The organism is Arthrobacter sp. 92, assembly GCF_050260325.1.
Lineage (GTDB): Bacteria > Actinomycetota > Actinomycetes > Actinomycetales > Micrococcaceae > Arthrobacter.
This window is the reverse complement of the sequence record NZ_CP189863.1, coordinates 1940001-1952190: the sequence shown is the minus strand read 5'-3', so window position 1 is coordinate 1952190 and position 12190 is coordinate 1940001. Positions and strand designations below refer to the sequence as shown.

Below are 12190 nucleotides of genomic sequence, written 5' to 3'. Positions count from 1 at the left end.
TCATTAGTGCTGCCAAAATCAGCGAGGTCCTTACTTTCCCAGTATTCATTGCGTACCGTCCTCGGTCCCGGAGAGAGCGTTGGACTAGCATCCCCTGAGCGCCATTCTGCCCCGGCCGCCACGAAATGACACCCGCAATCCCAAAAGGGGCCCCTGCCGGTCAGAGCAAACTACTGCTGCCGCTTTCATCGTCAACGTCATCATCCTCTGACCAACGGAGGCCCCACTGCCCGAGGCACCGGCCCGGCATTGACGAACCGTCTATGCGGTGCTGGCACCGAAAAGCATTCCGAGCAGGTAGGTCACGGTTGCTGCGCCGTAACCGATTCCGAGCTGGCGCAGTGCCATTTTCAACGGCGCCCCGCCGGAGAGCAGCGCAACGATGGCCCCGGTGGTCAATAGTGCCAGTCCGACGATGATGCCGGCCACGATCAGTGCGGTGATGCCCTGCAACCCGAAGAGATATGGGAGCACGGGCAGGATGGCGCCGGAGGCAAAGAACAGGAAGCTGGAGGTGGCCGCGCCGAGGCCGGTACCGACGACTTCGTGCTTGTCGTGGTCCGGGGATGTCACGACCGGTCTCTCGTGCGGGTTTTGCAGCGTCTCGGCGGCTCGTGCGTTCGCCTCCTCTTCTGTCATGCCCCGTGCACGGTAGAGGAGGGCCAGTTCGTTGGCGTCGACGTTCAGGTGCGGAAGGCGGGCGTGTGCATCCTCGTTCGGGGTGGAGGCTTCGAGGAGTTCGCGCTGGGAGCGGACGGAGACGTATTCTCCGGCACCCATGGACAGGGCGCCGGCGAGCAGCCCTGCCACGCCGCTGAGGAGGACCACTGCGTTGGACGCGCCGCTGGCGCTGATGCCCATCACGAGGGAGAGGTTGCTGACGAGCCCGTCGTTGGCGCCGAAGACGGCGGCACGGAAGCTGCCCGAGAGCCTGTTGCGTCCCCTGGTAGCGAGGGCGCGGACGATTTCCTCGTGGATTTGTTCGTCGGTGGCCATGGTGTCGGTGGCATGGACATCGCGGGCGTACGGCGAACGCGCCTCGACGCGCTGGGCCAGGGCGAGGACGAACACGGATCCGAAGTGGCGGGCCAGGAAGCCAACGAAACGGGTCCGCGGGCTTCCGCTGCGGGCTTTGCCGGCCTGGTCTCCGAGCATGTCCAGCCAGTGCTGTTCGTGCCGGGACTCGGCCTCCGCCAGGGCCAGGAGGATCTCGCGTTCCTCCCCGGTCCGGCGGCCCGCAAGGTCCCGGTAAACGGCCGCTTCGGCCCGTTCGTCGGCCAGGTACCGGCGCCAGCGGCGCAGGTCCGCTGGGCTGGCGCCCCGGGAGGGGGCTGTGGTGTCTGTCTTGGGCAGGTTGTTCATGGTCATCCTCAAGGCAATACCCTTGACCGGACCCGCATGATTTTGAGGGAACCCCGGTCAGAGTGGTGTCTGACCGAAGGTCCCGCTCGCCCGGCACCTATTAGGCCGGGTGGCGCACCGGGCGTCCTGTTGGAGGATGCCAGCATGTCGATGCGCCGCTGTGTCCGCGGCACGCGGGCGGTGGGAACTACTCCCCTTCGATGAAATAAGTCTTTCATAGTTTCCGAGCCTGTGCATGCGTTTGCATGTTTTTCGGGTGGCCGAATTCTTCCCTCCCGGAGCGCCTTCATCCGCTCCTCCGGTGGGCCGTCCGGAAATCCTAGAATCTGCCGGCATCTGGAGCCGGGATCAGGCTCAGTGCGGGTGGAGATTTGTTCGGGGGTCTTTGGCCTTCCGGAGAGTTATTGGTGCAGCGGGCGCCGGGTTCCTTGCCTGGGGCCGGTCATCGGGCACGAGGCTGAAGGCTCCTTCCTCTTCGAGCGCGTTGTGCAGTCGAAGGATGGCGTAGAGCCCGTAGAGCAGGCGGCGGAGTTCTATGATGTCTTCGGGCCGGGCGTCGTTTTCCAGTCCGCCGAGCAGGCGGTGGAGCCGGCTGATGAGGTGTTCGATTTCGGCGTGGGTGCGGCTCATATCTGCTGTGGCGTTGGACCCGCCGAGGGCGCGGGCGACGATCGGCACGAGGAGTTCCTCGTCGGCGCGTTCGTGCGGGAGCAGTTCGGTCTCGAGTCGGTGGAGCAGGAGGCGTGCCGGGGCCAGGTCGTTGTCCCGGGCGCTGAGGGTGTCTGCGACGGCGCGTATTTGTTCGACGACGGCGGCCACGGCGTCGTGCTGGGATTTGAGCCGATGTGCGGTGGCGATGTCCGCCGGTGCCATGTTGATCGTGTGGGATTTTCCGGGGATCACCGCGCGCAGGGCGATTCCTATCGCCAGGACGTCGATGATTTCCTGCAGGATGGCTCCGGCTGCCGGTGCGAGGAACCCGGCGGCTGCTGCGACCATGGCGGCCAGGGACAAGCCCATGCCGACCTGGACGGCCTGCAGGCCGATGCCCATGGACCGGCGGGCGATGAGGATGGCGTCGGCAAGCGCGTCGATGCGGTCCACGGTCAGCACGATGTCGGCAGCCTCCGAGGAGGCGGTGGCGCCGCGGGCGGCCAGGGCCACGCCCACTCCGGCGGCGGCCAGGGCGGGTGCGTCGTTCACTCCGTCCCCGACCATGATCGTCGCCGCGCTGGAGGACTCATCCGTGATCACGCGGAGCTTCTCGCCCGGGTCGCAGTCAGCCCGGACGGAATCGACTCCGACGATCCGGCCCACGGTGTGCGCGATGTCCGCCCGGTCACCTGTCACCAGGACAATTTTACTGATACCCGCGCCGCGCAAGGCGCGGATCATCCGCGGGGCATCGGGCCTGACCGGGTCCTCCAGCAGGAATGCTCCGGCGGGCTCGCCGTCGACGGCGATAAACACCGTCAGTGATCCGTCGAGGTCAGCACGCCGGCGCACCTGGCGCACCCAGCCCGGTTCGGAACCGGGCGCGATCCACGCGGCCTTGCCGAGCCTGACCTCATGGCCTCCGACCGTTCCCAGCAGCCCGTAGCCGTGTTCCTCGCGGACGTTTTCGGGCATATCCAGCTCAAGGTCCCGGCGGGTGGCCGCGGTCACGATCGCACTGGCCAGGACATGGGGTGAGACCTGGTCCAGGGAGGCTGCCAGCCGCAGGATCTCGTCCGCATCGACTGTATCGGCGGCCGTGATGGTGTCCGCCAGGGTCGGCTGCCCCCGGGTCAGGGTGCCCGTCTTATCAAAGAGGGCCACTCTGCCGGCGGCCAGCCGTTCAAGGGCGCCGCCGCCCTTGACCACCACCCCGATACTCGCGGCGCGCGAGAGTCCGGACATGACCGCGATCGGGGCGGCCAGCAGAAGCGGGCACGGTGTCGCGACGACGAGGACCGCCACGGCCCGCACCGGGTCCGAACTGATCGCCCAGGCCGCCCCTGCCAAAACCAGGGTCAGCGGAACGAAGAAGACAGCGAACCGGTCCGCGGTGCGCACGAAAGGAGCTGAGGCCGCCTGGGCCTGCTCCACCAGGCGCACCACGCCCGCATAGGTCGAGTCCGCTGCCGCTGCCGTGGCCATCAGGTCGATCGGCGCACCGGCGTTCACCACGCCGCTGCGGACGTCTTCACCCACAGCTCGCTCCACGGGCAGCGACTCTCCAGTCAGTGCGGACTCATCGAGGATCCCGGCCGAGAGGAGCCGTCCATCCACTGCGAGGACTTCCCCGGTGCCAACCAGAATCAGGTCACCGGCGGCGAGTGCCTCCACGGGAACCGACTCCACGCCGCCCCGAACCCGCCGGCGGGCCGTGCGCGGCGCACGCTCCACGAGCAGGCTCAGCTCCCGCCGGGCACGGGCCTGCGCCCGAGCCTCCAGAAGCCGGCCCGTCCCGAGCATCACCGTGATCATTGCCCCGGCGAACGGCTCGTTCACCCACAGGGCCCCGCCCAGGGCCAGCACCGCAATGACGTCCACGCTCGCCTGACCGCGCCGGAGCGCGCCCGCCACCCAGGCAACGGCGAACACCAGACCGAGAACTGTCCCGAGCGCCCAGACCAGCGCCGCAGCCGGGTACCAGCCCAGCAGCCAGGCTCCGCCGCCCCCTACCAGCAGACCGGCGGAGACAACGAAGAACAGCAACTCAATGCGGTCACGCAGGTACGCCATCCGCCCATCGTCACACGCCGGACGGCCCCGGCAGAAGCATCGAAAGGCCCCTGTCCCCGCCCCGGGGTCCGCGGGGCCCCACCCGCAGCGGGCGGGACGATCACCGCACCATCCTGCGCGTTCACTCGATTGCAAGCGCTTGCGTAAGGAACGAGAGCCGATCTAGCATTGACTCCATGGTCACTAGTGTTGAATCTGTCGCGGCACGGGCCGGCGTCTCAGTGTCCACGGTGTCGCGGGCACTGCGTTCCATCGCTGGCGTCTCAGCAGCAACCCGCAAGCGCGTGCAGGATGCCGCGGATGAATTGGGTTATTCAGCATCCCCCGCCGCGTCGCGCCTCGCGACGGGCCGGACCATGACCGTGGGCATTGTCGTGCCCGTGCTGGCCAAGTGGTTTTTCGGAAAGGTCATCGGCGCGGCCACGCAGACGCTCCGGGACGCCGGATTCGACGTGCTCCTCTACGAACTCGCCACGGCCGGGCAGCGCAGTCGGTTCTTCGGCACCGTGCATCTGCATGGCCGCACGGATGGCGTCATCATCATGGCGTTGCAGCCGAGCCGGGAGGAACTGGAATCGCTTGCCGCCCAGGGCCAGGCGGTGGCTTTGCTTGGGGCACAGGCGCAGGGCGTCGGATCGGTCTCTTCGGTCTCTGTGGACGACATCGGGGCCGGGCGGGCAGCTGCGCGGCATCTGTTGAACCTGGGCCACGAACGGATCGCCTTCATCGGCATCCGCGACGATGAGGACAGCACCTTGGGCGGCGTTCCGCCCCTGCAGCGGCTCCTGGGCTACCGGGAGGCCCTCGCCGAGGCAGGATACGGCCAGGACGACTCCCTTGAACAGTTCGATGAGAACAGTGTCGCCGGAGGCGCGGCGGCCATGTCCCGGCTGCTGGTCGCGGAACACGCCCCGACCGCGGCTTTCGTCGCCTCCGATGAGATGGCCTTCGGTGTGCTCAAAGTCCTTCGCCGGTCAGGACTGGATGTTCCCCGGGACTTCTCCGTGCTCGGGTTCGACAACCACGAACTCTGCGACGTCGTGGACCTGACAACCATGGACCACGAGGTCGCAGCACAAGGCCACGACGCCGCCCGGCTCCTCCTGAACACCCTGCAGGGAGGCAGCCCGGCTGTCCTGGCCCGTCCGGCACGCCTTGTCGTCCGGGAAAGCACCGCCCCGCCCCGTGACCTGCGCGCAACACCGGCCGGCCCGGGCTCTACGCATTCCGCCGGACACCCCGGCAACCTCTGAAAGGAAACTTCATGGATTACCGCAAACTCGGCAACAGCGGCATGTACGTCAGCGCCATTGCCCTGGGCAACTGGGCAACCCACGGCGAAACCGTGGACCAGGACCTCGCCACCGCCTGCGTGCGCAAAGCACTGGACCTGGGCATCACCACCTTCGACACCGCCGATGCCTATGCAGGCACCAAGGCAGAGACCATGCTCGGGGAAGCCCTCAAAAGCGTGCGCCGCGAAGGCATCGAGGTCATGACCAAAACGTTCTTCCCCACCGGGCCCGGCAAAAACGACCGCGGCTTGTCCCGCAAGCACGTCATGGAATCCATCAACGGCTCGCTGCGCCGTCTCCAGATGGACTACGTCGATGTCTACCAGGCGCACCGCTACGACTACGAGACCCCGCTGACCGAAACCATGGGCGCTTTCGCGGACATCGTCCATGCCGGGAAGGCCCACTACATCGGCGTCTCGGAATGGACGGTGGAGGAGATCCGTGCCGGCGCCGCTTTGGCGGACGAGTTGGGAATCCAGCTCGTCTCCAGCCAGCCGCAGTACAACATGGTCTGGCGGGTCATCGAAGCCGAGGTCGTGCCGGCCTGCGAGGAGCTCGGAATCACCCAGGTCTGCTGGTCGCCGCTGGCCCAAGGCGTGCTCAGCGGCAAGTACGGGGCTTCCACCGCCCCGGCCGGAAGCCGTTTCAGCGCCGATGACGGCGGCCTGAAGACAGAACACAAATTCATGCAGCCCGAGGTGCTGGAACGGGTGGAGAAGCTCAAACCCATCGCCGCGGAACTCGGTGTGCCGCTGGCCACCCTCGCCGTGGCCTGGGTGCTGGCCAACCCCAACGTCTCCGCGGCCATCGTCGGGGCCAGCCGCCCCGGCCAGCTCGACGAAACCGTCAAGGCCGCCGACCTGACCCTCGAGCCGGAAACGCTCGAACTGATCGACGGCGCCCTGGGCGACGTCATCGAGCGCGACCCCGCGAAGGTGGAGTCCTTCCCCCAGCGCGTCTAACGGAATTCTGTACCAGCCGGGCCGGATGGCCCTGTTCGAGGTTAGCCATGTTGACGGCGGCGTGGTATTCCTCGTGCGTGAGGTGGGAGAAATGGGGCCTGGGGACTCTCTGCGCGTTCGACGGCAGGTCGCTGAGCTCGATCAGGCGGTGCAGGAAAGCCGGGCTTGGCTCGCCGGTGGGCAGGAACAGGGGGATGGTGACTGTGCCCGGACGTCCTCATCGTAGAGGCGCGGGAAACCGGCACCCAGCATCTGGGCTTTCAGGGCGATAAGATTTTCCTCATCTGTTATTGGCAGGTCGCCGGGACACCATCGAGGCCTTTTTACCGACGCCATGAGTCTCTTCCTCGACGGAGTCACCTACCGGGAGATGAGCTTTTCGCCGTCGGGGCGCAGTTCCCCAGTCGGCGACACGTACCTCTACAGAGTCTGCCTCGTGACGCCGAGTTCCGTACAGAGGTCACTGACTTTGGTTCCGGGTTTGCCCATGGACGCCATTGGCGAGCCGGAGTTTTGCCGGCGTCATCTTATAAGGTCGCCCGCCGTTGCGGCCGTACAGAAAGCTTTCAGCAAGGAGGGAGACGAGGATATGAATGACAGAGGAGGACTCCAATGCTGGTGGGGTAGGGCCCCTGCGACGACCTGGAACCGGGACCGGTCAGGGCGGATCAGCCAGCTTGCTGACCGGTGGAGGGTGTGATGTTCTGGTTGGAGCTGAAGATATTGTCGGGGTCGTAGTCGGCCTTGATCTGCGCCAATCGTCCGTAGCCCTTGCCGTATGCAGCCCGGATCCGGGCTTCCCCCTCGTCATCGTGCAGGAAGTTCACATACACACCGCCGGTGGCGTGCGGTTCCATCGCGGCGAAGTACTCCCGGCACCAGGAAATGTCAGCATGTTCCGGGCCCCCTGCCGTCCACGCAGCGCTGATGTTCATCGCATGCGCCGCGTCCCTTCCCGATGCCGCAGAGCCGCCCTCAGGCCCGTTTGCCATGGCGCCACCCATATGAAACAGCAGCGTGTAGGACGCGGGCGAGTTCTTGGCCCAGGAGCGCTCGAGCAGGACCTCAATGGCGTCTTCGGTCAGCGGGGGAAGGTAGTGCGACTTCCAGTAATAACCCCAGTGGTGCGGCACACCGGCGTCGAACATCGACTGATGCTCCATATACGGTTTACGCCTGACCAGATCCGCCGCGGGAGGCCCGAAGTCCCGAAGCGGCCGCAACAAGGCCTCTCCCTCATCAAGGTCACCGGAATAACACGGAAGCACCAGCAACACATCGGTTCCGCGCAGGTCCTCGGGAACCCACTCAAGCGCAGGCGCGGTCCGCAGGTTCAGGTACACCGCGAGCTCCTCCGGGGCCGCGGCAATGAACTCACGATAGAAGGAAAGGACCTCACGCGCCCGCTCGGCCCTGAAAAGAATCGGACCGGCCAGCACAGTGCTGCCCAGTTGGTGGAGTCCGAACTCGAACTCGGTCACAATCCCGAAGTTCCCGCCGCCGCCCCGGACCGCCCAGAAGAGATCCGCGTTCTCATCCGGCGCCGCCCGCACCCTACTCCCGTCCGCCAGCAGCATCCGCGCCGAGAACAGGTTATCTGAGGTCAGGCCCCACCGGCGGCTTAGCCAGCCGAACCCTCCACCCACGGTCAGTCCGGCAACGCCCGTATGGGTGACGATGCCGCCAGGCGTAACCAGACCATGCGCCTGCGTGGCCGTGTCAACATCACTCCACAGCGCTCCCGGCTGGACCCGCGCGACACGGGCACCCGCGTCGACCTCGACACCACGCAGCCCGGAGAAATCGATCACCACCCCGCCCTCACACAAAGCCGAGCCCGAGACGTTGTGCCCCCCACCCCTGACAGCCACCGGCAGGCCCTCCCGGCGCGCATACGCCAACGCCATGGCCGCGTCTTCTACCCCGACGCACCGCGCGATCAGGGCAGGCCTCCGGTCAATCGCACCATTCCAAATCCGCCGCGCTTCCGCATAGTCAGGATCCCCCGGCAGTAAAACCATGCCCTGAAAACCCTCCAGAACAGCACTCATAAACGCATCATGCCTCCACACAGCCGCCGCTGGCAACGATAAATCCGCCCCAGCACCGCCCCCCCCCACGACTCAATCCCCACCTCAGCCCCCGCTGTCTTGGAATACTCCGCAAGCGCCTACTTCGGTACGATCGAATTGGAACAATGGCAACGGACCGGTGAAACCAACACCGAGCCCGTCCTTGGCCGCGCGCTCGAAGCCAGAACAGCATTCTGGACCCCGTGACTATCGGCCCCCGAGAGATCGACCGGCAACTGCACCGGACCTGCCAAGGAATCTCCTGGGCAGCCGAATACGCCCGGGAAGGCAACATGGACATCTTCGAGCACCGCGACTCTCGCGCATCCGGTCTGACCGAACTCCTCATCATCGACGAGGCCGACAGACTCAATAGAATTACGGCTGCGGCGAACGGATGGCCTCGTCGGCTATGGCCCTGGGGCCATGCTTCAAGATCGTGGAGTATTCGAAGCCATCGCCGACGAACGCTGCAGATGACTTCTCACAATCCGATGTCAGCAGTCCTGCCACCCGGACCGGTTTCCGCGTGAAGGGGGCACGCCGCTTCTGAAGGGCGCTGGCACTTCCTCCTGACATGTGTCAGTTTCAGAAGACGTCTGCACTAAGTGTCAGAAGCCGCCTGCACTCCTCATCCAACAGGAGCAACGAGAGCGCGACGTTGATGCCCTACCCGGTGAGGTCCTGCGGTCGGTGGGACTGTCCGTTTTTCGGTGGATCCACGGTTGGCATTTGGTTGATTCTTCCGTCGAAGGTGGTTGCGAAGGCATTCAGTGCCGGCTTCCACCGTGAGGCCCATCGTGCCCTGCCTTTGCCCGTCGGGTCCAGTGCCCTGGTTGCCAGGTACAGGCACTTCAGGGCCGCCTGCTCGGTGGGGAAATGACCCCTGGCCCTGACCCCACGCCGGTACGGGGCATTGAAGGACTCGATGGCGTTCGTGCTGCAGATGACCCGCCGGATTTCCACGTCGTAGTCCAGGAACGACACGACCTCGCTCCAGGCGTTCTCCCACAGCCGGGTGATCGCCGGGTACTGCCGGCCCCACCTGGTCGAGAACTCAACGAAGCGCTCCCTGGCTGCGCCCTCGGACGGTGCCGTGTAGACCGGGCGCAGATCACGGGACATTTCGTCCCAGTACTGCCGGGCGGCATAGCGGAAGGTGTTCCGGATCAGGTGCACGATAAGACTCCCGCCGTCAACCTGGTGGCGGCTTCCTAGGGTTGTTTGCGGGCAGGAGTGTGGGTGGTGGACGAGCCGGCCGGGCTTGTCCACTACGCGGAGGGTGTGGGGTTAGCCTGCCATCTGAATTGCTGGTTGGCGGGCGGGGGTTGTGATGGGGCCCGCGCCTTCTGGTAGTGCGGCTGCGGGAAGGGCCTCTCTCCGGTGGGGGTGCAGGCTCGGGTCGTATTCGGTGTGTTCGTGCCAGCATTTCCAGAGGATGCGGAGCCAGCGGGCAGCGATGCCGCGCAGTGCCCTGTGGTGGCCCTGTCCGGCGGCGCGGGCGTGCTGGTAGAGGCTGCCGGACCAATGCGGGTCGTCGCGGACGGCGACGAAGGCCCACCAGTCGATGGCGTGGCGCATGCGTTTGTTCGCTGCGTAGCGGAAGCGGACCTGGCGGGTGCGTCCGGAGGCGCGAGTGACCGGGGCCAGCCCGGTCTCGGCCAGCAGGGCTGCCGGGGAGGGGAACCGGGCCCGGTCTTCTCCCATGCCGGCCAGCAGAGTCGCCGCGGTGACGGGCCCGATACCGGGGAAGCTGTTGAAGATCCGGGTGTCAGGGTGCAAGGCCAGGATCCTGTCGATTTCGGTGTCGTAGTCTCGCAGGTGCCGGTTGAGCAGGGCCAGCTGTTCCGCGAAGCGGACGGCTGTGAAGGCTTTGCCGTGACTGGTTCCGGTTCCGGCGGCCAGCAGGTGAGGGCGGAGCCGTTCGATCAGCGTTTCCGGCGGCGTCCTGCCGGAGTAGTGCTGGGCCCTGATGAACGATTCCATGCGTTTGACGCTGATCCGCGCGGTCTGAGCGGGCAGCGGGTAGCGGCGGATGAACTCCAGCGAAATGTCCCGGTCCAGGCTGGAGAACAGGTGCAGCACCGCCGGGTTATAGGCTTCCATCACCGCCCGGAGCTGGTTTTCGGTATCGCGCTGATTCCAGACGACGCGTTCGCGGTCGCGGATCAGTGCGCGCAACTGCATGAGCGTGTCCGAAGCCGGTAGCAGCGGCCGCCAATGGGGGTGTTCGTGGCGGAGGGTGTCGGCCAGGACGAAGGCGTCAAACGCGTCGGACTTCTTTGCGGAGAGCCGGTAGCGTTCCCGGGCTCGGGCAGAGATCTTAGGCGATATGCAGAACAGGTCGATTCCAAGGCCGAGCAGCCGCTCGACCAGCAGTCCTTCGGCCCGTTCGATCGCTGCGCGTAGCGGGCCGACATGCGCCGTGAGTGCATGGCACAGGGCATCGAGGCCTTCGACAGTGTGCTGAAATCGTTTCTGCAGCAGCACGGTTCCGTTGGCGTCGAGAAGGCAGAGCTGGTGGAACGCGGCGCCCCAGTCGATCCCGGCGTACACGTCCGGGGGTTCTGTGGTGTGATCCTGGTAATGATGTGGCTGGGCCATGCTGCACAGTGTCCTTCCGTTAAGAGGAGATCCACCTGGTGCCGGTGCGTGGCAGAGACGTGTCAGAACCTTATCTCGGCAATCATCGTAATGACGTTGCTGCTCCCGCTGGCTGATTCACGCATCCGCCCCGCGGCGGTCGGACTTGGTCTGCATGGGGACCTCGAAGGTAACGCGTCTGCATAGGTCCTGACCGCCACGGCGCAGGTGGTGGCCGGAAGCCCCGGTCACCACCATTGTGAATAGATAAGGTCTGGACCGTCGTCAGCGGCCACACGGTGTTGATGGCCTCCGGAAGGCCCTTGAGCCCGTCACAGACCGTGATGCAGACATCATCCACGCCCCGGTTCTTGATCTCTGTCAGTACCGAGATCAAGAACTTCGCGCCCTCCCCGCCGGTCCCGGCCCAGAGTCCGAGGATGTCCTTCTCGCCGTCGAGAGTGACGCCGATGGCGGCGTAGATGGGCCGGTTGGCGACGTGTCCGTCGCGGATCTTGACCACGATGGCGTCGATGAAGATCGCGGCGTAGACCTCGTCCAGCGGCCGGTTCTGCCAGGCGGCCATCTCCTCGAGCACCCTGTCGGTGATCCGCGAGACCGTCTCCTTCGACACCGAAGCACCGTAGATCTCGGCGAAATGGGCGCTGATTTCCCCGGTCGTCAGGCCCTTGGCGTAGAGCGAAAGGACCATCTCATCAACGCCGCTCAGCCGCCGCTGACGCTTAGCGACGATCTTCGGTTCGAACGTGCCCTCCCGGTCCCGTGGAACGTCGATCTGCACCCGGCCTGTCGTCTCCGTCAGCACGGTCTTGGGCCGCGTGCCGTTGCGCGAGTTGGCAGTATCCTTCGCCGCCGTGTCATGGCGCTCATAACCGAGGTGCTCCGTGAGTTCCTCGTCCAGGGCCGTCTCGATGACCGTCTTGGTCAGCTGTTTGAGCAGACCGTCAGGACCGGTCAGGGACAATCCCTGCTCCCGGGCCAGTTTCACCAGCTCACGGGCCGCCTCAGCCTCGGAGTTTTCATTCAGTTTTGCAGTGGTGTCCGCACTATTCACGGCATCCAGTGTCACCGTCATAACCAGCTCATTCCTGCCAGGCACAACGCCTGGCGTGTCGAGCCGGATACACCGTTAATTCCACAGTCCCGGCACTCGAGAACGCCAGAA

At 65.7% G+C, this 12190-nt stretch carries 5 protein-coding genes and 3 pseudogenes; 2 read left to right on the top strand and 6 right to left on the bottom strand.

The window, feature by feature from the left end:
- Positions 1–261: 261 nt before the first annotated feature.
- Together ACP4XC_RS08955 and ACP4XC_RS08950 are read right to left on the bottom strand one after the other, a co-directional pair.
- On the bottom strand, positions 262–1368 hold the full coding sequence (locus tag ACP4XC_RS08955; protein ID WP_427174566.1) for a VIT1/CCC1 transporter family protein: 1107 nt from the start codon (positions 1366–1368) through the stop codon (positions 262–264).
- A gap of 348 nt (positions 1369–1716) precedes the next feature.
- Complete coding sequence (locus tag ACP4XC_RS08950; protein WP_427174565.1) at positions 1717–4089, bottom strand: heavy metal translocating P-type ATPase; 2373 nt, start codon at positions 4087–4089, stop codon at positions 1717–1719.
- 176 nt (positions 4090–4265) lie between these two features.
- On the opposite strand from ACP4XC_RS08950, the gene ACP4XC_RS08945 reads away from it, so the two are divergent.
- Entirely contained in the window at positions 4266–5342 is a 1077-nt protein-coding gene (locus tag ACP4XC_RS08945; RefSeq protein ID WP_427174563.1) for a LacI family DNA-binding transcriptional regulator, read from the top strand.
- An 11-nt stretch (positions 5343–5353) separates the two neighbouring features.
- A complete protein-coding gene (locus ACP4XC_RS08940) occupies positions 5354–6349 on the top strand; it encodes an aldo/keto reductase family protein (RefSeq protein WP_427174562.1) in 996 nt (331 codons plus the stop codon).
- Between the two features lie 668 nt (positions 6350–7017).
- On the opposite strand, the gene ACP4XC_RS08935 is transcribed toward ACP4XC_RS08940, so the two are convergent.
- The 4 genes and pseudogenes from ACP4XC_RS08935 to ACP4XC_RS08920 form a co-directional block, all read right to left on the bottom strand.
- A complete protein-coding gene (locus ACP4XC_RS08935) occupies positions 7018–8370 on the bottom strand; it encodes an FAD-binding oxidoreductase (RefSeq protein ID WP_427175063.1) in 1353 nt (450 codons plus the stop codon).
- A 720-nt stretch (positions 8371–9090) separates the two neighbouring features.
- Positions 9091–9603 (bottom strand): annotated as a pseudogene (locus ACP4XC_RS08930) (transposase); the annotation flags it as partial.
- 288 nt (positions 9604–9891) lie between these two features.
- Positions 9892–11025 (bottom strand): annotated as a pseudogene (locus ACP4XC_RS08925) (IS110 family transposase); the annotation flags it as partial.
- Positions 11026–11263: 238 nt separating this feature from the next.
- Positions 11264–12100: pseudogene (locus ACP4XC_RS08920) on the bottom strand (IS256 family transposase); the annotation flags it as partial.
- Between the last annotated feature and the right edge of the window lie 90 nt (positions 12101–12190).

Coding starts and splice junctions, on each gene's coding strand:
- ACP4XC_RS08940 (WP_427174562.1), top strand. CDS start 5,354: ATGGATTACCGCAAACTCGGCAACAGCGGCATGTACGTCAGCGCCATT.
- ACP4XC_RS08935 (WP_427175063.1), bottom strand. CDS start 8,370: ATGGTTTTACTGCCGGGGGATCCTGACTATGCGGAAGCGCGGCGGATT.
- ACP4XC_RS08955 (WP_427174566.1), bottom strand. CDS start 1,368: ATGACCATGAACAACCTGCCCAAGACAGACACCACAGCCCCCTCCCGG.
- ACP4XC_RS08950 (WP_427174565.1), bottom strand. CDS start 4,089: ATGGCGTACCTGCGTGACCGCATTGAGTTGCTGTTCTTCGTTGTCTCC.
- ACP4XC_RS08945 (WP_427174563.1), top strand. CDS start 4,266: ATGGTCACTAGTGTTGAATCTGTCGCGGCACGGGCCGGCGTCTCAGTG.